The 21,601-nt window shown below is 39.3% G+C and carries 18 protein-coding genes and 1 pseudogene; 17 read left to right on the top strand and 2 right to left on the bottom strand.

The window, feature by feature from the left end; all coding sequences use genetic code 11:
- Window positions 1-135: 135 nt before the first annotated feature.
- A complete protein-coding gene (gene clpX / locus RG571_RS09005; protein WP_002294425.1) occupies window positions 136-1,386 on the top strand; it encodes an ATP-dependent Clp protease ATP-binding subunit ClpX in 1,251 nt (416 codons plus the stop codon).
- Window positions 1,387-1,468: 82 nt separating this feature from the next.
- Window positions 1,469-2,056 (top strand): ribosome biogenesis GTP-binding protein YihA/YsxC, encoded by a 588-nt coding sequence (gene yihA / locus RG571_RS09000; RefSeq protein WP_002288491.1) that lies wholly within the window; start codon window positions 1,469-1,471, stop codon window positions 2,054-2,056.
- Window positions 2,057-2,129: 73 nt separating this feature from the next.
- On the opposite strand, the gene RG571_RS08995 is transcribed toward yihA, so the two are convergent.
- Window positions 2,130-2,285 carry an SPJ_0845 family protein gene (locus tag RG571_RS08995; protein ID WP_002338796.1) on the bottom strand — a complete coding sequence of 52 codons (156 nt, stop codon included), beginning with the start codon at window positions 2,283-2,285 and terminating at the stop codon, window positions 2,130-2,132.
- Window positions 2,286-2,420: 135 nt separating this feature from the next.
- On the opposite strand from RG571_RS08995, the gene RG571_RS08990 reads away from it, so the two are divergent.
- From RG571_RS08990 to RG571_RS08970, 5 genes are all read left to right on the top strand, one after another.
- Window positions 2,421-3,749: a hypothetical protein gene (locus tag RG571_RS08990; protein WP_308947647.1), complete on the top strand. Its 1,329-nt coding sequence runs from the start codon at window positions 2,421-2,423 to the stop codon at window positions 3,747-3,749.
- 10 nt (window positions 3,750-3,759) lie between these two features.
- Window positions 3,760-3,969, top strand: coding sequence for a hypothetical protein (locus RG571_RS08985; protein WP_002294422.1), 210 nt, complete (start codon window positions 3,760-3,762; stop codon window positions 3,967-3,969).
- A gap of 157 nt (window positions 3,970-4,126) precedes the next feature.
- Entirely contained in the window at window positions 4,127-4,879 is a 753-nt protein-coding gene (locus RG571_RS08980) for a DeoR/GlpR family DNA-binding transcription regulator (RefSeq protein WP_002288485.1), read from the top strand.
- The gene (pfkB, locus tag RG571_RS08975) at window positions 4,876-5,790 is read left to right on the top strand and encodes a 1-phosphofructokinase (protein ID WP_002288484.1); all 915 of its coding nucleotides are present in this window, start codon (window positions 4,876-4,878) and stop codon (window positions 5,788-5,790) included. The genes RG571_RS08980 and pfkB overlap by 4 nt, the downstream gene beginning before the upstream one ends.
- A 17-nt stretch (window positions 5,791-5,807) precedes the next feature.
- A complete protein-coding gene (locus RG571_RS08970) occupies window positions 5,808-7,739 on the top strand; it encodes a fructose-specific PTS transporter subunit EIIC (protein ID WP_002331438.1) in 1,932 nt (643 codons plus the stop codon).
- 110 nt (window positions 7,740-7,849) lie between these two features.
- On the opposite strand, the gene RG571_RS08965 is transcribed toward RG571_RS08970, so the two are convergent.
- Complete coding sequence (locus RG571_RS08965) at window positions 7,850-9,409, bottom strand: ClC family H(+)/Cl(-) exchange transporter (RefSeq protein ID WP_131774473.1); 1,560 nt, start codon at window positions 9,407-9,409, stop codon at window positions 7,850-7,852.
- Between the two features lie 154 nt (window positions 9,410-9,563).
- Here RG571_RS08965 and pcrA point away from each other — a divergent pair, with 154 nt between their 5' ends.
- The 10 genes and pseudogenes from pcrA (at window position 9,564) to RG571_RS08915 (ending at window position 21,560) form a co-directional block, all read left to right on the top strand.
- Window positions 9,564-11,798 (top strand): DNA helicase PcrA, encoded by a 2,235-nt coding sequence (gene pcrA, locus RG571_RS08960; protein WP_002319708.1) that lies wholly within the window; start codon window positions 9,564-9,566, stop codon window positions 11,796-11,798.
- A gap of 16 nt (window positions 11,799-11,814) precedes the next feature.
- Complete coding sequence (gene ligA / locus RG571_RS08955) at window positions 11,815-13,851, top strand: NAD-dependent DNA ligase LigA (protein ID WP_002323115.1); 2,037 nt, start codon at window positions 11,815-11,817, stop codon at window positions 13,849-13,851.
- A 105-nt stretch (window positions 13,852-13,956) separates the two neighbouring features.
- Window positions 13,957-14,262, top strand: a complete 306-nt coding sequence (gene gatC / locus RG571_RS08950; protein WP_002288477.1) for an Asp-tRNA(Asn)/Glu-tRNA(Gln) amidotransferase subunit GatC — start codon at window positions 13,957-13,959, stop codon at window positions 14,260-14,262.
- Complete coding sequence (gene gatA / locus RG571_RS08945) at window positions 14,262-15,734, top strand: Asp-tRNA(Asn)/Glu-tRNA(Gln) amidotransferase subunit GatA (RefSeq protein WP_002295237.1); 1,473 nt, start codon at window positions 14,262-14,264, stop codon at window positions 15,732-15,734. The genes gatC and gatA overlap by 1 nt, the downstream gene beginning before the upstream one ends.
- Window positions 15,731-17,161 (top strand): Asp-tRNA(Asn)/Glu-tRNA(Gln) amidotransferase subunit GatB, encoded by a 1,431-nt coding sequence (gene gatB, locus RG571_RS08940; protein ID WP_002297526.1) that lies wholly within the window; start codon window positions 15,731-15,733, stop codon window positions 17,159-17,161. The genes gatA and gatB overlap by 4 nt, the downstream gene beginning before the upstream one ends.
- A gap of 9 nt (window positions 17,162-17,170) precedes the next feature.
- Window positions 17,171-18,226 (top strand): diacylglycerol kinase, encoded by a 1,056-nt coding sequence (locus tag RG571_RS08935; RefSeq protein WP_002295235.1) that lies wholly within the window; start codon window positions 17,171-17,173, stop codon window positions 18,224-18,226.
- A 110-nt stretch (window positions 18,227-18,336) separates the two neighbouring features.
- Window positions 18,337-19,710, top strand: coding sequence for a 23S rRNA (uracil(1939)-C(5))-methyltransferase RlmD (rlmD, locus tag RG571_RS08930; protein ID WP_002338793.1), 1,374 nt, complete (start codon window positions 18,337-18,339; stop codon window positions 19,708-19,710).
- A 2-nt stretch (window positions 19,711-19,712) separates the two neighbouring features.
- Window positions 19,713-19,841, top strand: a complete 129-nt coding sequence (locus RG571_RS08925; protein WP_002295229.1) for a 30S ribosomal protein S9 — start codon at window positions 19,713-19,715, stop codon at window positions 19,839-19,841.
- A gap of 440 nt (window positions 19,842-20,281) precedes the next feature.
- A complete protein-coding gene (locus RG571_RS08920) occupies window positions 20,282-20,470 on the top strand; it encodes a methionine synthase (RefSeq protein WP_033627847.1) in 189 nt (62 codons plus the stop codon).
- Between the two features lie 77 nt (window positions 20,471-20,547).
- Window positions 20,548-21,560 (top strand): annotated as a pseudogene (locus RG571_RS08915) (alpha/beta hydrolase).
- Window positions 21,561-21,601: the final 41 nt, after the last annotated feature.

The raw sequence follows: 21,601 nt of genomic DNA, 5'->3' as shown, positions 1-21,601 counted from the left end.
AAAATGCAAAGGTATAGGTCAGTTGATCCTTTGTTAAACACTTTTTCTTTTTACTAAACTATGTTATGATAGTAAAAGACTGTAAAGTCTTTGATAGTTTCTTGCATACTTTTTGCAAGTTAAGGGGTGAAGACCATGTATGACAATCCAAGTAGCAATGAGACCGTACGCTGTTCTTTTTGCGGGAAAACCCAAGAAGAAGTGAAAAAGATCGTAGCTGGTCCAGGGGTCTACATCTGTAATGAATGTATCGACCTATGTAAAGAAATCATTGATGAAGAATTTTATGAAGAAGCTGTACGCGAATTCACTGAAGTCCCTAAACCACTAGAAATTCTTGAAGTATTGAATAACTACGTGATTGGACAAGATCGCGCAAAACGCTCGTTAGCTGTTGCCGTATACAATCACTATAAACGTGTCAATCAGCAAGCACAAGAAAACACAGATGATGTTGAACTGCAAAAAAGCAATATCTGCTTGATCGGACCTACAGGGTCTGGTAAAACATTTTTAGCACAAACATTAGCAAAAACATTGAATGTACCTTTTGCAATCGCAGATGCGACAAGTTTGACAGAAGCTGGTTATGTGGGGGAAGATGTAGAAAACATTTTGCTTAAATTGCTTCAATCTGCTGATTACAATGTGGAACGTGCAGAAAAAGGGATCATCTATATTGATGAGATCGATAAAATTGCGCGTAAAAGCGAAAATGTATCTATTACTCGTGACGTTTCCGGCGAAGGTGTCCAACAAGCCTTGCTGAAAATTCTAGAAGGAACTGTTGCAAGCGTGCCACCTCAGGGAGGACGTAAACATCCACATCAAGAATTTATTCAGATTGATACGACGAACATATTGTTCATCGTAGGTGGTGCATTTGATGGCATCGAAACGATTGTGAAGAATCGTATGGGCGAAAAGACGATTGGATTTGGTACACAAAACCAAAAACTTTCTGAAGACGAAAGTGTCATGCAGCATATCATTCCTGAAGATTTACTAAAATTCGGATTGATCCCTGAGTTTATCGGACGATTACCTGTTATGGCAGCTTTAGAGAAATTGACAACAGATGATCTGGTACGGATCTTGACTGAGCCGAAAAATGCGCTAGTCAAACAATATCAAAAACTTCTTTCTCTAGATAATACCGAACTTGAATTCGAACCTGAAGCGTTGAGAGCCATTGCGAAAAAAGCAATCGAACGCAATACCGGTGCTCGAGGACTTCGTTCCATCATTGAAGAAATCATGATGGATGTGATGTTTGATATCCCTTCAAATGAAAACATCGAAAAAGTGATTATCACAAAAGAAGCAGCTGAATTGTCTGGTGAGCCAACAGTAATCTATAAAGATTCAGAGAAAAAAGCGGGTTGATGAAAAGAGGCTGCCGTAAAAGTCATTTTGGCTTTTGCGACAGCCGCTTGCTTTATTCATCACCTTGTTAAGGAGAGAGACCATGAAAGTCCATCAAGCTGAAATTATCATAAGTGCAGTGGCACCAAAACAATATCCAGATACACAATTGCCAGAAATAGCTCTGGCAGGACGATCAAATGTAGGGAAATCTTCTTTTATCAACACATTGATTGATCGAAAGAATTTAGCCCGTACTTCCGGTAAGCCAGGAAAGACCCAGACATTGAATTTTTATTTGATCGAGAACGCATTACATTTTGTCGATGTTCCGGGATATGGGTATGCAAAAGTATCCAAAACTGAGCGAGCAAAATGGGGAAAGATGATCGAGACATATTTAACGACTAGAGACCAGCTACGTGCGGTCGTTTCTTTAGTAGATTTGCGTCATAAGCCTTCTCAAGAAGATATCCAGATGTATCAATTTTTGAAGTATTATGATATCCCTGTAATTGTTGTTGCCACTAAGGCAGATAAGATCCCTCGTGGTAAATGGAACAAGCATGAGAGCGAAATCAAAAAAGCGTTGGATTTTGATCGCAATGACACGTTTATTCTCTTTTCTTCCGTTACAAAACAGGGAAAAGAAGAAGCGTGGGCAGCAATCGAACAAGCAATTGAATCATAAAAAGAATAAAAAAGACTTACCAGTCAAACTCTTTCATAAAAGTTTGGCTGGTAAGTCTTTTTTTGAGCTTAACTTACTTTTGTTTCTTGTTTTTTTTCTTTTCATTTTGTGGCTGTGGTTTTAGAAATCGATCGATCTCTTCTTTTGGTGCAACTGTTTTTTCCGGATCGACAGCAAATGATTCGAAAAGTTTATCTAAATTATCTGTACGTTCAAATTTCAACCCCATTGTAAACACCTCTTTGTTTCTTTTTACTTAGTCTATCATGTAATCGTCCAAATTGGTTTCTAAGACATAAAGTTTTAGTTTTTCTTTATCATTGGTTATAATTAAATTATAAAAATATTTGAAAGAGGTGAGAAAATGATTGGCGAAGATAAATTATTGATGACTATCCAGCTCACAGACTTAAATGAAGAAGAAAAAAAACAGGAAATAAGCGATTGGGCTATTTTGACACGTCTGTTGATCCAGCCAACATTTATCCGCTCTTTCACACAACAAGCGGATCCGTATGATCTTCGAAAGCTTCAAGAAAAAATAATGCTAGCATCGGTAAGAGACGAAAGTTGGTTAGTTGTAGGAAATGACGAGAACGAATGTAGTTTTCGCTTGGAAGATAATAAATTGTTGATAAAAAATGTATTGTCTATCTCTGTTTTCAAAGAAAAGCAATTTTTGATTCGAGACTTCATTCAGAAAAAAATGATTGCTCATGGGGTGTTCGCCTATATGCGAGCTTATAGCGAGTTTATCTATCACAATACAAAACAGATCTCTCAACGGCTATTGTTTGAGAAAAAGGATGAAATCAAACATTTACCTAAAATGAAACAACAAAACGGGGAAGTAGTAGTCGATTGCAACCAATTTCCAGGATACGATCTTTTTTACCAAGGTTTATGTTTCACTTCGTGTTGGGAAATGTATTATAGTCGCTATTATCATCAAATCATCCCTAAACCGATTTTTCTCGACATCCAACAAGTAGAAAAAGTGAAGGAATTAGAAAACGAAGTCATATGTATCCAGCTTTATCGAGACCCCTTTAACTGGCAAAAGCCAAACAATCAAATGTTTCAATCCTATTTTAGGGACCAGCTTGGGTTCGATCATCTTGCTTGGGACAATGGTGTCGGTTTATTGAAACCGCCATTCGTTGAATACATTTACACTGACCATACGATCCAATCTGTCCAGTATCAGAATGCACAAATGCAACCTGTTCCTAAAAAGAATGCTTCATTTTTTGTGACAAAAAGTTATGATATTCAACAAGGAGATTATAAAGAAAGACGTGTTCGCGGAACACTAAATGCTCAGGCGTATTTTCCTTGGGTTGACGAGAATCGCTCGCGCATGATGTGCTATAAAGTTATCGATCCGACTGTTGCTTTGGATAATGGAATCGAAGCTTATTGTTATTATATTAGGGAATATCTAGAAGTAGAGGTAACAGATGAAAAATATCAAGAGTATCTTTTATCCTTAAGAATCTATGTTCCTTCAGAATCCCTGTCAGAATTACCGTTAAAGGAAGTCAAACATAGACTCTCTGATGTTACCTTCAAACGAATAAAGAAAAAGCGGCGAAATATCCAATTCGATGTCAAGAAAGGTGAGCAGCATCTGCGTGTGCAATTTTTAGATTACCGAGAATTAGAACAATTGATTACTTTACAAAAAATATGAGGTGAAGAAAATGGATAAACAACTCTATTATCGAATAATGGTTCCGGCATCATTATTATCCGTCTGTCTCTTTTTTGTTCCTAATTTTCCTATTCGATCAGTCATCGGTTTTTTGGTCATGTTTGGCGGTATGGGACTTTATTATTATCTTCTTCATAAGGAAAGAAAACCTGCTTCTGTTTATATGAAAAAAACAAGAAGCGAAAATAAAAAACGATAAAACGGTTTGATGATAGACAAAAAAATAAAAAACCAGTCTTTTTGACTGGTTTTTTATTTTTTTTGACTGATTTATAATTTTTATGAATGTTTTTGACTGATTTATATTGCGAGTAGAAAAAAAATATGCTATTATTTGTATTGAGGTGATCGTGAAAATGCTTACAGAGGAACGCAGACAAAAAATCCTAGACTTGCTTGAACAGCAGAAAATCGTGAAATCACAAGATCTTGTAAACCTTTTGAATGCTTCTGAATCAACGATAAGACGTGATTTACAAGAGCTGGAGAATAGCGGGTTTCTAGAAAGAGTTCATGGCGGAGCTAAGAAAGAGCAATTATTGAATTTTGAGCAGAATATGAGTGAAAAATCACTCAAAAACGTTCACGAAAAACAGCAAATCGCCAAATCGGCAGCTGAAACCATTAATGACGAAGATGTCATTTATTTAGACGCTGGCTCTACTACGTTAGAAATGATTCCTTTTCTGCAAGGAAAACAGATCACAGTAGTGACAAATTCCGTTCAACATGCGGCAAATTTAGTTGATTTGGAGCTTGCTACCATTATTTTAGGTGGAACGATAAAGCTGGCAACTAATGCTGTTTTAGGATCTAATGCGATAGAACAACTAAAAAATTTTCATTTTAATAAAGCATTTATGGGAATGAACGGTGCCCATCTTGAACAAGGATTCACGACTCCGGATCCAGAAGAGGCAGCTGTTAAACGTTTAGCCATGAAAAATTCCGAAGAGACATTTGTATTGATTGATCATACCAAATTCAACCAGTTGTCGTTCACCTCTGTTGCACCTTTGGAAGCAGCCACGATCATAACCGAGCGTTGTCCATTAGAATTCGTTAATGAATTCCGTGAAAAGACAACAATTAAGGAGGCAATACAATGATTTACACAGTAACACTTAATCCATCAATTGATTATATCGTACGCGTAGATGGGTTAAAACTAGGCGATTTGAACCGAATGAAGGAAGACTTCAAGTTACCTGGAGGAAAAGGGATCAATGTTTCCCGTATTTTGAAACGGATCGATTCTCAATCTACAGCACTAGGGTTTTTAGGAGGGTTCACTGGCGAATTTATTTCGAAGTGGCTTGAAAAAGAACAAATCCAGTCTTTGTTCACAACCGTAAAAGAAGATACAAGAATCAATATCAAACTAAAATCAGATACTGAAACTGAAATTAACGGTTTGGGCCCATCTATTTCAGATGAAGAAATCGATGAGTTGAAGCAAGCATTAGGAACAGTAGGACAAGGAGATATCGTCGTATTGTCAGGAAGCGCGCCGGCTAGCCTGCGAAAAGGATTTTATCAAGAACTGATTGATATCATTCGAGAAAAAGGTGCAGATTTCGTGATTGATACAACAGGTGATGACCTAAAAAATGCACTTGTTAAGAAACCATTGTTGATCAAACCAAACAATCACGAATTAGCTGAGCTTTACAATACAACCTTTCAATCTGTAGAAGAAATCATTCCGTATGGTAAAAAATTGCTAGCTGAAGGGGCACAGAATGTGCTGATCTCAATGGCTGGAGACGGTGCTTTGCTCTTCACGGAACAAGGAACTTATAAAACGAATGTATTAGTTCGCCCATTGAAAAATTCAGTAGGTGCAGGGGATTCAATGATTGCCGGCTTTATTGGGGCTTACAGCCGTACGAAAGATCCAATCGAAGCCTTTAAATGGGGAGTTGCTTGCGGAAGCGCAACAGCTTTTTCTGATGACTTGGCAGCTCGCGAATTGATTGATGAGTTGCTGCCAGAAGTTGAAATCACAAAAATTGATTAGTTTCAAGGAGGATAATCATGAATATCAAGGATTTAATGGTCAAAGAAGCGATGATCATGGATTTGCAAGCGACTGATAAAAAAGGCGCAATCGATGAAATGGTCCAAAAAATGTTTGATGCCGGCCGGATTTCCGATATCGACACATATAAAGAAGGAATTCTAGCCCGTGAAGCACAAACTTCTACAGGTCTTGGTGATGGAATCGCCATGCCTCACGCGAAAAATAGTGCAGTTAAAGAAGCAACAGTTTTATTCGCAAAAAGCCAAAAAGGAGTAGATTATGAAGCCTTAGATGGACAGCCAACTTATCTGTTTTTCATGATCGCAGCTCCAGAAGGCGCAAACGACACACATTTGCAAGCATTAGCAGCACTATCTCGATTGCTGATTGATGCAGATTTCGTAGGAAAATTAAAAGAAGCAAATACACCAGAAGAAGTCCAAGACTTGTTCCAAACAGCTGAAGAGCAAAAAGAAGCAGAAGAAAAAGCAGAACAAGAAACACAAGCTGCAGAAGCTTCTGCTCATCCAGAAAGAAAATTCGTTGTTGCCGTTACAGCTTGTCCAACAGGGATCGCTCACACTTACATGGCAGAAGATGCTTTGAAGAAAAAAGCGAAAGAAATGGGTGTGGAGATCAAAGTCGAAACGAACGGTTCAGAAGGAATCAAAAACCGATTGACTGCTGAAGACATCGCCCGTGCAGAAGGTGTAATCGTTGCAGCAGACAAAAAAGTAGAGATGAATCGCTTTGACGGAAAAGAACTGATCAATCGTCCTGTCAGTGATGGTATCCGTAAACCAGAAGAGTTGATCAATCTAGCCCTTAGTGGTACTGCACCAGTATTCCATGGTGATGGAAAAGAAAGCAGTTCAGAAGAAGGAAATGCGGATGGTACTATCGGACAAAGAATCTACAAAGATTTGATGAACGGCGTATCACACATGTTACCTTTCGTTATTGGTGGAGGAATCGCTATTGCGCTTTCTTTCATGATCGACCAATTTATTGGCGTGCCACATGATCAATTATCAAATCTAGGGAATTACAATCAAGCTGCTAGCTGGTTCAACCAAATCGGACAAGCTGCATTTGGTTTCATGCTGCCGGTATTAGCAGGATTTATTGCTTCAAGTATCGGTGACCGCCCTGGTTTGATCGTTGGATTTGCTGCTGGTGCATTAGCTAATACAGGCGGTGCAGGATTCTTAGGTGCACTGATTGGTGGATTCTTAGCTGGTTATGTCATCGTATTTTTACGTAAATTATTCAAGAACTTACCAAAATCATTGGATGGAATCAAAACGATCCTCTTTTATCCAGTGTTTGGATTACTGATTACTGGTTTCTTGATGTTGCTGGTCAATGTTCCTATGAAAGCAATCAATGATGCATTGAACGGTTTCTTGACAAGTATGAGTGGTTCGAATGCTGCTTTACTTGGTGCATTATTAGCTGGAATGATGGCTGCAGACTTGGGCGGTCCAATCAACAAAGCCGCTTATGTGTTTGGTACAGCAACTTTAGCTACGACTGTTGCAACTGGCGGAAGTGTCGTGATGGCTTCTGTTATGGCTGGAGGAATGGTACCTCCATTGGCAATTTTCGTTGCTACACGTTTGTTTAAGAATAAATTCAGCAAAACAGATCAAGATGCTGGTTTGACGAACATCGTGATGGGACTATCGTTTGTCACGGAAGGATCGATTCCATTTGCAGCTGCTGACCCGATTCGTGCCATTCCAAGTTTTATTATTGGTTCTGCTTTAACTGGCGGATTAGTCGGAGCTTTCGGGATCAAATTACTGGCTCCTCACGGCGGGATTTTCGTTGTATTCTTACTGAGTCACCCGGTCATGTATTTGGTGTTTATTGCTATCGGAGCAGTCGTATCTGGTGTGATTTATGGGTTATTGAGAAAAGCTCCTGCAGCAGCAGAAGCATAGAAATAAAAAAGAAGAGGCTGGGTTTTCCCAGCCTCTTCTTTTTTTATAGAATCATATAGAATCAAGTAGTGTAGATGAATAGTTGTTGTAAAATAGTTTTTCCATGTTCGTTAAAATGATTGCTTCAAATTTGTGATAGAAGATTTAGCCTCGATTTCCTGCTTGATTCTTGGCAAGTTTGCTTCATCAGTCAAGATAACCAAAATATCTCCTACATTCATGATCGTATCACCGTGAGTCAAGATTTCCTGATTTCCTCTGCGTATAGAGATTAGCAGCATATTTTTAGGCCAATTGAAGTCTCGTACCATTAAACCGTCTAAAGAACTCTCTGCCGTTACTGGAAAATCAAAAGTTGTCCTTGCACCTTTTAGTGAGGCGGTCTGAGTATTTCCAAGTAGACGTTCCAATAATGATTCGTAAATTGGATTACCGCCGAGAAGGTCATTGACGATATAAGCAACAAGAGCAGCCAATCCTAAAGGCATCAGATGATTAAGAGAGCCAACCATTTCTGTCACTAAAATAATTGCTGTCAGCGGTGCTTTTCCAATCGCTGTGAAATAACCAGCCATGGCAATAACGACAAAATCCTTGATGTAGATTGGATCCATCCCGAAATCAACCATAATGTTTCCATAAAAGCTACCGATTAAAGCCCCCAATGTCAATATCGGAAGGAAAATCCCCCCTGGAAGACCACCACCGTAAGAAATCATGGAAAAAACGAATCGAAGAACAAACAAACCGATAATCATAATGATTGGTAAGGAAGCATGTCCAAAAGCTAAAACGATTTGATTGCCTCCGCCTAGAGTACTAGGCCATAAATAACCAATTGGCAAAATCAGCAAGAAAGGAACGAACCCGTGAAAATAAGCTGGTAAAGGCAATCGGTTGTAAAATTTTGGCAAAGCCAGCAAGACCTTCTGATAAATAAAACCTAAGACGCCTAGAAGTACTCCTAAGATCACTAAGGAACCATAATATTTCAACGGCAAAGAAGGAAGATCACCTAGATATAAAACAGGTCTCAAGCCGAAAAAGTAAAGAGAGACGAAGTTAGCAGTGATTGCTGAAGCAAATGATGTCAGCCAAACAAGTGGAGAAAAGGAGTGATGGATTTCTTCTAAAACAAAGAGTAATCCTGCGATAGGAGCATTGAATGCTGCTGCAAGTCCGCTACTTGCACCGCTAGAAATTAAAATCTTTTCTTCTGAAGATGGACTCCGAAACAATTGTCCAGCTCCTTGTCCAATGGATGCGCCAAGCTGTATAGAAGGTCCTTCTCTACCTAGAAAAAGGCCCGCACCAACTGAAAGTACACCGCCAATGAACTTTTTCCATAAAACAGGGAACCAGTTCATTGATAATTCCCCGCGAAGCTGTCCCTCTACTTGTGGAATCCCGCTTCCCTTGATATCCGGTTCATTTTTGACCAGATAACCCACGAAAAATGCTGCAAGGATGCAGCAAATAGCTAGGCCAATTAAGTAAATCGGCTGTTCCCGACTCATTTCATAGATACTTCGAACTAAATCGCTTAGCTTTTCGATAGATAATCGAAACAGGCTAACGACGATTCCTGTCAGCAGTCCAACAAATATTCCTTTTAGAATAAAATATATCTGAGTCTTATCTAATTTCTTGATTTTTCCTTTTTTTTCCATTCAAACGCCTCGCTTTCTTTTAATTTAGCGCGAAATCAACGAATTGACAAGGAAAAATCCATAAAAAGAAACAAATGATTTTGAACTAGCTAGTTTAATGAAAGCCAAGAAAATGCTATAATTAACAAGATTGATAAAAGAAAGGATGTTGTTAATGTCATCCAAAGCTGAATTATTAAACGGGATGAACCCCCGTCAGAAAGAAGCTGTTCTTCACACTGACGGACCATTACTGCTAATGGCAGGTGCAGGAAGTGGAAAGACGAGAGTGCTGACACACCGCATTGCCTATTTGATTGAGGAAAAAGAAGTCAATCCTTGGAACATCCTAGCGATTACTTTTACCAATAAGGCTGCAAAAGAAATGAAAGAACGTGTCAATGCGATTCTCGCATCTGGAGGCGAAGATGTCTGGGTATCGACTTTTCACTCGATGTGTGTGCGTATTTTAAGAAGAGATGTTGATTTTATCGGGTATAACCGGAACTTTACAATCATCGATTCTTCTGAACAGCTGACCTTGATGAAACGGATACTAAAAGAACTGAACATTGATCCGAAAAAATATGATCCTCGAAGTATATTAGGAACAATCTCTCAAGCAAAAAACAGCCTGCAGACCCCTCAGGATTTTGCAAAAATGCAAGGCAGTTATTACGAAGAGATTGCGGCAAAATGTTATGCTGCTTACCAAAAAGAGCTTCAATATAATCAATGTATGGACTTTGACGACCTGATCATGAATACGATTCGATTATTTGAAGAACATCCTGATTCACTCACATATTATCAAAACAAATTCCATTATATTCATGTAGATGAGTACCAAGATACAAATCACGCACAGTATACGCTAGTCAATTTATTGGCAGGTAGATTTAGGAACCTGTGCGTCGTGGGAGATGCAGATCAAAGTATTTACGGCTGGCGCGGTGCAGATATGCAGAACATCTTGGATTTTGAAAAAGATTATCCAGATGCTGCAGTAATTTTGCTAGAACAAAACTATCGCTCCACGAAAAACATCCTTAGCGCAGCAAACCAAGTCATTGAAAACAATAGCAATCGAAAACCAAAAAACTTGTGGACAGAAAACAAAGAAGGAAACAAGATCACTTACTACCGTGCAGATAATGAACGAGACGAAACCCGTTTTATCGTAGACCGGATGCAAGAAGAGATTCGAAGCAATCATCGGAATTACGGCGACTTTGCCATCTTGTACCGGACGAACGCACAATCTCGGGTAATGGAAGAAACTCTGTTGAAAGCAAATATTCCTTATAAAATGGTTGGAGGGCACAAGTTCTACGATCGTAAAGAAATCAAAGATATTTTAGCGTATTTGAATGTGCTGGCAAATCCTCAAGATTCAATCAGTTTTGAGCGTATCGTTAATTCGCCCAAACGAGGCATCGGACCAGGATCTATCGAAAAACTACGCAGTTTTGCTTCTCTTCATGAATGGCCACTGCTTGAAGCAGCGCAAAATGTGGATCTGGCAAATATCGGTGGAAAAGCAGGACAGCAATTAGGTGCATTTGGAGAGATGATCCAAGAAGTCACTCAGATGATCCCATACTTGACAGTGACAGAATTGACGAAAGAGGTTTTGGATCGTAGCGGATATCTAGAAGACTTAAAAATCCAAAATACATTAGAAGCACAAGCACGCATCGAAAACTTGGAGGAATTTTTAACGGTCACACAAGAATTTGACAAACAATTCGAACAGCAAAATGAAGAAGACGCTGATGCACCAGAAGAAAAACTAACGGTCTTCTTAAATGATCTGGCACTTGTTTCCGACATTGACAATTTAGAAGAAGATGCTTCCCAAGTGACATTGATGACTTTGCATGCAGCCAAAGGATTAGAATTCCCAGTTGTATTCCTGATTGGTCTAGAAGAGGGGGTTTTTCCTTTATCTCGAGCATTGATGGAAGAAAGCGAACTGGAAGAAGAACGCCGTCTCGCATATGTGGGGATCACGCGAGCAGAAGAAGCGTTGTATTTAACAAATGCTTTCTCCAGAACATTATATGGACGGACGCAATATAACCGACCTTCTCGTTTTGTAGAAGAAATCGATCAGGAGTTACTGGAAATCGAAGGCATGCGTCCTACGCCTAAAAAAACACCTGTATTCGCTAAAAAAACAGCATATAGCTATAAACAGCCAGAGACAGCGGTTGTTCCCTCTAAAAGTGCTACTGGAGGGGAAAATAACAGCTGGAAACCTGGAGATAAAGTCAAACACAAAAAATGGGGTCTAGGAACAGTCGTCCGAGTAAGCGGGACGTCGAAGGATCTAGAACTAGATGTGGCTTTCCCAAGTCAAGGAGTAAAACGTCTTTTGGCTGCCTTTGCGCCAATTGAAAAAGCTTAGTAGTGGAGGGTAAATGATGGAACATGAAATGACGATTGACGAAGCTGCTAAACGAGCAGAAGAACTTCGTACAAGACTGAACCAATGGTCTCGCGAATACTACGTAGAAGATAAACCAACAGTGGAAGACTATGTTTATGATAAAGAATACGCAGAATTAGTAGCAATCGAGGAACAATATCCTGATTTGATCACGTCTGATTCTCCCACTCAACGAGTAGGCGGAAAAGTATTAGAAGGTTTTGAAAAAGTCACTCATGATATTCCGCTTTACAGTTTGAACGACGTTTTCAGCAAAGAAGAGCTGATAGCTTTTGATCAACGTGTACAAAAAGCAGTGGGACGTGTAGTTGACTATTGCTGTGAACTAAAAATAGATGGACTTTCCGTTTCTTTGCGTTATGAAGATGGAAATTTCGTGAGAGGTGCGACTCGCGGGGATGGAACTGTAGGAGAAAACATCACTGAAAACCTAAAAACTGTCCGGTCGGTCCCAATCAAATTAAAAGAACCAATGAACATCGAAGTAAGAGGCGAATGTTTCATGCCAAAACGGTCATTTGTCCAATTGAACCAAGACAGAGAAGCAGAGGGAAAAGATATCTTTGCGAATCCTCGGAACGCCGCAGCTGGTTCTTTGCGTCAGTTAGATTCTAAAATCACAGCGAAAAGAAATCTGGACACTTTTTTATACACAGTAGCTGATTTCGGTCCTATGCAAGCAAAAACCCAGTATGATGCGCTAGAAGAGCTAGAAAAAATTGGATTCCACACGAATCGGGAAAAACGTCTATGTCATTCGATTGATGAAGTGTGGTCATACATTGAAGAATATCATGACAAACGTGTGGATTTGCCCTATGAAATCGATGGAATCGTCATCAAAGTGAATGAATTCTCGCTACAAGATCAACTTGGTTTTACTGTCAAAGCACCGAGATGGGCAGCAGCTTACAAGTTTCCGCCAGAAGAAGTTGAAACGCTAATCGAAAACATCGAATGGACAGTCGGTCGAACAGGGGTAGTAACGCCAACAGCTATCATGACACCAGTCCGAGTAGCAGGAACGACAGTAAGCCGTGCCAGCCTGCATAACGGTGATTATATTAAGTTGAAGGATATCCGCTTGAAAGATACAGTTCTGATTTATAAAGCGGGAGACATCATCCCAGAAGTTTCGCAAGTCGTGTTAGATAAACGACCTAAAGACAGCGAAGAATACCAATTGCCTACACATTGTCCAGTTTGTGGAAGTGAACTTGTCCATTTGGATGAAGAAGTAGCCTTACGGTGCATCAATCCTAAATGCCCTGCTCAAATGAAAGAAGGTTTGAACCACTTTGTTTCAAGAAATGCGATGAATATCGATGGGTTGGGGCCGCGCGTACTAGAACAGATGTATGATAAAAAACTAGTAGCAGATGTTGCTGATCTTTACAAATTGACAGAAGAAGAGTTATTGACGTTGGACAAAATAAAAGAAAAATCAGCAAATAATATTTTGACAGCAATCGACAACAGCAAAGATAATTCGGTCGAGCGGTTGATTTTCGGGTTAGGAATCCGACATGTCGGAGCGAAAGCAGCAAAAATTTTAGCAGAACATTTCGGTGATCTAGAAACATTGAGTAAAAGTGACTATGAGTCGATTATTGCGCTTGATACGATCGGTGATATCATTGCCGACAGTGTAGTCACTTATTTCAGTAACGAAGAAGTCCATGAATTGATGAATGAATTAAAACAAGCAGGCGTCAATTTCGAATATAAAGGGCTTCGAAATGCCCAATTGCAAGAAGTCGAGTCTCCTTTTAAAGAAAAAACAGTAGTCCTTACTGGTAAACTAACACGATTTACTCGTGAAGAAGCAAAAGAGACGATCGAAAATCTTGGCGGGAAAGTGACTGGTAGCGTATCGAAAAAAACGGATATCGTGGTAGCAGGAGAAGATGCTGGCAGCAAGCTGACCAAAGCACAAGAATTAGGAATCGAAGTTTGGACAGAAGATCAAATGGCAGATGCATTGGCTAAAAGTCGCTCAGTAGAAGAATGAAAAATGAGTTTTTTCAGACAAATTTCAATAAACAATTTCAGACACGGCACTCTTGTGTTAAAATAGAGAGCAAAGTTTTTAACTCGTTTAGAAAGAAGGGGTAGTATGGCGATTAGTGAAGAACAAGTGAAACACGTTGCCAAATTAGCAAAACTTGCGTTCGCAGATGAAGAACTTGCAAGTTTTACCGACCAATTAGGTAAAATCATCGATATGGTTGAAATGCTGGAAGAAGTAGATACAGAAGGTGTTCCATTTACGTCGAATGTGGTTGAAACAGTAAACGTGATGCGACAAGATCGGGCGCAAGCTGGATGGAACCGCGATGAATTATTGAAAAATGTGCCGGAAACAGAAGACGGCTTTATCAAAGTACCCGCAATCATCGATAATGGGGAGGCTGGCGCATAATGACAGAATTACACAATCGTTCTCTAGAAGAACTGCATCATATGCTTGTATCGAAAGAAATCACTGTACAAGATTTGACAAAAGCAACATTTGAACGAATCAAAGAAACAGAGCCTGAGGTCGAAGCATTCATTACATTGAACGAAGAAAAAGCATTGGAACAGGCAAAAGCTTTAGATGAAAAAGGGATTGATGAAAGCAACGTCCTTGCTGGTATTCCAATTGGTATCAAGGATAATATCGTAACAAAAGATATCTTGACAACCGCTGCATCTAAGATCCTTTACAATTTTGAACCAATTTATGATGCAACGGTCATGGATAAAATCTATCAAGCAGATATGATCCCTGTTGGTAAGCTAAACATGGATGAATTTGCTATGGGTGGAAGTACAGAAACTTCTTATTTCAAGAAAACAAAAAATGCTTGGGACCCAACAAAAGTACCTGGTGGCTCTTCTGGTGGTTCTGCAGCAGCAGTTGCAGCTGGACAAATTCCAGTTTCTTTAGGTAGTGATACTGGGGGAAGTATCCGCCAACCAGCAGCTTTTAACGGCATCGTAGGGATGAAACCTACTTATGGCCGTGTCTCACGTTTTGGTTTGATTGCCTTTGCTTCATCTCTTGACCAAATTGGACCAATGACCCGTACGGTGAAAGATAATGCATTAGCATTGACAGCTATCAGCGGTTATGACGAAAAAGACGGTACTTCTTCAGGCGTTTCAGTTCCTAATTTTGCAGAGGGACTGACAGGCGACATCAAAGGAATGAAGATTGCTTTACCTAAAGAATACTTAGGCGAAGGTGTGGCCCCTGGCGTAAAAGAAGCTGTATTGAAAGCAGCAGAAACATTCCGTTCATTAGGTGCTGTTGTGGAAGAAGTCAGCTTGCCTCATTCAAAATACGGTGTGGCTGTTTATTATATCATTGCCTCATCAGAAGCAAGTTCCAACTTGCAACGATTCGATGGTATCCGCTACGGTTATCGCTCTGAAAATGTGAAATCATTAGATGATGTATATGTCAACTCACGTTCAGAAGGATTCGGTGAAGAAGTAAAACGCCGTATCATGTTAGGTACATTCTCCTTAAGTGCGGGTTATTATGACGCTTACTTCAAAAAAGCAGGACAAGTCCGTACATTGATCAAACGAGATTTTGAAAAAGTCTTTGCAGATTATGACTTGATCATCGGGCCATCTTCACCAACAGTTGCATTCGGAATCGGTGAGAACATTAACGATCCAATCACAATGTACATGAGTGACATCTTAACGATCCCTGTCAACTTGGCTGGACTTCCAGGTATGTCTGTACCGGCAGGTTTATCAGAAGGATTACCAGTTGGATTGCAGATCATCGGTAATTATTTTGATGAAAAAACGATGTATCAAGCGGCATATGCGTTTGAACAAGCAACAGAATTCCACACACAACAACCAGCTATTTTAGGAGGGAAAGACGAATGAATTTTGAAACAGTCATTGGACTAGAAGTCCACGTCGAGTTAAAAACCAACTCAAAAATTTTCTCTCCAGCGCCAGCTCATTTTGGTGCAGAACCAAACAGCAATACAAACGTGATCGACTGGGGTTATCCAGGCGTGCTGCCAGTAATGAATAAAGCTGCGCTGGAATTCGGGATGAAAGCAGCTTTGGCATTAAACTGTGAAATCTCTAAAGATACTCATTTTGACCGGAAAAATTACTTTTACCCAGATAATCCAAAAGCATATCAAATTTCCCAATTTGATCAACCAATCGGTCATGACGGATGGATCGAAATCGAAGTAGAAGGTAAAAAGAAAAAAATCCGGATCGAACGTGTCCATTTAGAAGAAGATGCTGGAAAAAACATGCATGGTATTGGCGGTTATTCTTACGTTGATTTGAACCGACAAGGCACGCCTTTGATCGAAATCGTTTCTGAAGCTGATATGCGTTCACCAGAAGAAGCATACGCTTATCTAGAAGCATTGCGATCAATTATCCAATTTACAGAAGTCAGCGATGTGAAAATGGAAGAAGGCTCTATGCGCTGTGATGCCAATATTTCTCTTCGCCCTTATGGACAAGAAGAGTTCGGTACGAAAGCAGAATTGAAAAACTTGAACTCTTTATCTTTCGTGAAAAAAGGTTTAGCTTTTGAAGAAAAACGTCAAGCAAAAGTCCTTCTTTCAGGAGGAGAAATCCAACAAGAAACACGCCGTTTTGACGAAACAACGAATAAAACAGTTTTGATGCGTGTCAAAGAAGGGTCTAGTGATTATCGTTACTTCCCAGAGCCTGATATCCCGAAATTCGTGATCGATGACGAATGGATTCAAAAAGTAAAAGCTAGTTTGCCTGAGATGCCAGCTTCTCGTCGCGAACGCTATATCCGTGAGTTTGGACTTCCAGAGTATGACGCAATGGTATTGACACTTACAAAAGAAATGTCTGATTTTTTTGAAGCTGTTTTGGAAAATGGTGCAGATGCCAAGCAAGCATCTAACTGGTTGATGGGTGAAGTTTCTGCTTACTTGAACAGTGAGAAACTGGAATTAGCTGAGACAAAATTGACACCTGAGAACTTAGCAGGAATGATTCGTTTGATCGCCGATGGAACGATCAGCTCAAAAATCGCCAAAAAAGTCTTCCGTGAATTGATCACAAATGGCGGAGAAGCGCAAGAAGTTGTTGAGAAAAATGGTTGGGTACAATTATCTGATCCTAGCAAACTTCTTCCAATCATTAATGAAATTTTGGATAACAACCAACAATCTGTCGATGATTTCAAAAATGGAAAAGATCGTGCGGTTGGCTTCCTAGTCGGTCAAATCATGAAAGCAACTAAAGGACAAGCAAATCCTGGTGTCGTGAATAAGCTACTTAAAGATGAATTAGCGAAACGATAGAGGCTGAAAATGAAAAAAGCACGCGTAATTTATAACCCCACCTCGGGAAAAGAATTATTGAAAAAAAATTTGGCGGATATCCTACAGGCATTAGAAGAAGCAGGATTTGAAGCCAGCGCCTATGCAACTACACCAGAACCAGATTCAGCCAAGAATGAAGCACGTAGAGTCGCAGAACTAGGTTTTGATCTAGTAGTGGCAGCTGGTGGCGATGGCACAATCAACGAAGTGGTTAATGGAATCGCTCCGCTTGAACACCGTCCTAAAATGGCCATCATCCCAGCTGGTACAACGAACGACTATGCTCGAGCATTAAAAATTCCTAGAGATAATATTAAAGCAGCAGCAGAAGTGATAAAAAAACACCAAACCGTAAAAATGGACATCGGCCTTTCTGATAACAGTTACTTCATCAATATCGCTGCAGGTGGCTATTTGACAGAATTGACTTATGAAGTTCCATCAGAACTAAAGAGTATTTTTGGTTATCTTGCTTATCTTGCAAAAGGAGCAGAGATGCTCCCTCGAGTAAAGCCCATCAAAATGCGCTTGAAGTATGATGAAGGGGAATATATCGGAAATGCTTCGATGTTTTTCCTAGGGCTGACGAACTCTGTTGGAGGATTCGAACAGATCGCGCCAGATGCCAAATTGGATGATGGGAAGTTTTCTTTAATCATTGTGAAGACAGCAAATATCTTTGAGATCTTGCATATTGCGGCACTCATGCTAAATGGCGGTCGACATGTCGATGATCCAAGAGTAATCTATACCAAAACAAGCAGTTTGTTCGTCGAAACAGAAGATGATATCAATCGACCAGTAATGATCAACTTAGATGGTGAATATGGTGGGGAAGCACCGATGCATTTCCAAAATCTTCATCAGCATATTGAGTTCTTTGCCAATACCGATCAGATTCCTGATGAAGCAATCACAGGCACAGATGAAGAAGAATTAGAGGTTGTTAGCAAAGAATTTGTAAAAGAAGTCGAACGTTTAACGGATGAAGATATCGACGGTGACGGAAAAATAGCAGACGAAACACCTAATCAAAAGAATTAATCAAAAGCCGGTGCTGAACGTAGTAAGGTCAGTGCCGGTTTTAGTTGTGTAATTAGCTGATTTATAGTAGAGTTCAGTAGTATTGAAAAATAGGCTTAAAGGAGCAAAATATGACAGAACAGCAAATAGTAAAGAAAAACGAACGATATACAGTCGAAATCGTCGACTTGAGTTATGAAGGAATGGGGGTAGCAAAAATCGATGGTTATCCATTATTTATCGAAAATGCACTCCCTGGAGAAGAAGTAGAAATACTAGTAGTAAAAGCAGGCAATAAGTTTGGATATGGAAAAGTCGAAACATTTATTACACAATCACCTGATCGTCAGCCTGTAGAAAACAATGCATTACTTCGCACAGGTAACGCACCTTTAGCCCATTTGAAGTACGAACAACAGCTTGTCTTCAAACAAAAACAAGTAGAGCATGTAATGGCGAAGATTGCTAAGATGCCAGAAGTTCCTGTACTTCCAACGGTCGGAATGGCAGAACCATTCGGCTACCGTAATAAAGCACAGATCCCTGTTCGCCGTATCGATGGACAGTTAGCCACCGGTTTTTACAAAAAGAATAGTCATGATCTAGTCCCTATCGAAGATTTTTATATCCAAGATCCTGTCATCGATCAAGCAATCAAAGTAGTCAGAGATATCTTGCAACGGTTCCAAGTACGAGGATATAATGAAGAAAAAAATGAAGGACAGCTTCGTCACATCATTATCCGTCGTGGTCATTATTCCCATGAAATGATGGTCGTTTTAGTTACTCGTAAAGAAAAATTCTTTAAATCCAAGGAAATTGCTGAAGCCATTCATGAAGAATTGCCAGAAGTGGTTTCGGTCATCCAAAATATCAATGAAGAAAAAACAAATGTGATTTTAGGAGACAAAGAAAAAGTTTTATATGGCAGAGACTATATCGAAGATCAGCTATTAGGAAAAACCTATCGAATCTCAGCGAAGTCATTTTATCAAGTAAATACTCAACAAGCAGAGTATTTGTACCAAACAGCCATCGAATTTGCCGAGTTGGATAAAAAAGACATTGTGATCGATGCTTATTCAGGAATAGGTACAATCGGATTGTCTCTAGCTGACAGAGTAGATAAGGTATATGGGATGGAAGTTATTCCAGAAGCAATTGAAGATGCACAGTTCAATGCCTTAAATAATAAAATCGAAAATGTTCATTATGAAGTCGGAAAAGCAGAAAAAGTCATGAAAAAATGGCAAGAAAAAGGGGTCAAACCATCTGTGATCGTAGTAGACCCTCCACGTAAAGGATTAGATCATCATTTTATTGAATCAGCAATCGAAATGTCACCAGAACGAATCGTCTATATCTCTTGTAATCCAGCAACTTTTGCAAGAGATGCTAAGTTATTTGCAGAAGCAGGTTATGTTGTGAAGAAAGTTCAGCCTGTAGATCTTTTCCCGCAAACCCATCATATCGAATTAGTCGCTTCATTCGTTAAAGGAGAATAAAAATGGACCAAAAAGAAAAAATGAAAGAATTGATCAAAAAGAAACAAGGTGGAGGCCGATCCAAACAAATGGAAACACCTAAGAATGATCGTAAAAACATGAGAAAAGGCCCTAAAATCTTTAATAAATAGACGTGCTAAAGAAAGACTAAGAAGCGTTAACTTTTGTTATTGTTTCTTAGTCTTTTTAGTTAGTCTACATTATTTTGGCGATTTGCCAATAAGGACTGATGAGTTGTGCAAAATCAAATCTGGGTCAGAATGAACGTCATTCTGTCTCAGATTTTTCGTTATTTCAATTTGATTAACTGATTGATCAAAAAGATTTTTATTTTCATATTCTCAAATGATTCAACACTAAATATACATATTTGACGCGGAAATTATTATTCGATTTGGGCGGCATCAGGGGGTTATGACGACGTAGCAGACCCATTATTTTACTCAAGAAAATGTCCGTGCCTACTATTTAGAATACGATAGTGAACGTGCTGGGAGCTTTGTTCTTTTAGAGAAAGTCTCTGAAGATAAATTAGTTGTCTTAGATTTTGACTGTAACGAAAAATGGCGAAATGGAAGAGCACCAGCAAGTGATTAACCGGATCTACGAAGCGACACGATATCTGCCTTTGGATCGTTTGTGCTTGAGTCCTCAATGTGGATTTGCTTCAACAGAAGAAGAAAATGTTTTGTTTGAAGAACAATGGAAAAAATTTCTTTTGTCAAAAGCATTGCAGAAGAAGTTTGGGGAAAATCATTAAATCATCTAGGAGAGCTTGATAGGAAATAACACTATGGTATAATCAGAATGCTTAATACTAACTACTGAGGGAGCCTTATGAAAAAGAAAATTCTTAAATTTATCGGATGGTTCTTCGGAATCATTCTTGGGATCGCGTTTGCAATCTTTCTTGCCTTCCAGCTTTCCCCCAGACCTGGAGCATTCTTGATCAACCATATGTTTTCAAATACTGTTCAAATCACTGATAAAAAAACGTTCGATCAAGCAGAAAAAAACGTGACGAAAAAAACAGATTTGACGTATGAGTCCAAATATAAAGAGAATACTTATGACATCTACTATCCAAAAAACAGCAAGGGGCCTGTTCCTGTTCTATTTTGGGTACATGGTGGAGGATTCGTCGGCGGAGATAAATCGGGTGTCAAAGAATTTGCGACAAAATTAGTTTCAGACGCCAACATCGCAGTGGTTGCGATGAATTATGAATTAGCGCCTGATTCAGAATACCCTAATCAAGTTCTTCAAGTGAATGAACTGATCAAAGATTTATTAGCTGAAGAAAAAGACGACAAATTGCTAGACATGGAACAATTATTTTTTGGTGGAGATAGTGCAGGTTCACAAATCGCATTGCAATATGCAGCTATACAAACGAATGACGCGTATGCTAAACAAATGAAAATCAAACAGCTACTTCCAAAAGATAGTCTGAAAGGAACCATTTCTTATTGCGGACCTGTTGATTTGAAGCTAACAGCACAGCAGCATTCGGATGATCGATTTATGAAGTTTTTCGTCAAAACCGTTGCGTGGTCGTTGATTGGAACAAAAGATTGGAAAACGAGTGAGCAATTGAAAGAAGCCAGTGTGGCTGACCATGTTTCTAAGGAATTTCCGCCAACGTATATAACTGACGGAAATGCTTACTCATTCCAAGAACAAGGTCAAGCATTAGAAAACCGATTGACAGAATTAAAAGTACCCGTGCAATCCTTGTTTTATACAGATACAAAAAAGAGATTACTCATGAATACCAATTTGATTACACGTTAAAAGAATCGCAAAATTGTTACCAGCAGACATTGGATTTTGTGAATAAGTATAAGTAAGAGGCTGTGATCCTGCCGTTTAGTTTTGAGTATGAAGAAAC

This window comes from Enterococcus sp. FR204, assembly GCF_031143325.1.
Lineage (GTDB): Bacteria > Bacillota > Bacilli > Lactobacillales > Enterococcaceae > Enterococcus_B > Enterococcus_B faecium.
This window is presented reverse-complemented; position numbering and strand designations above follow the sequence as displayed.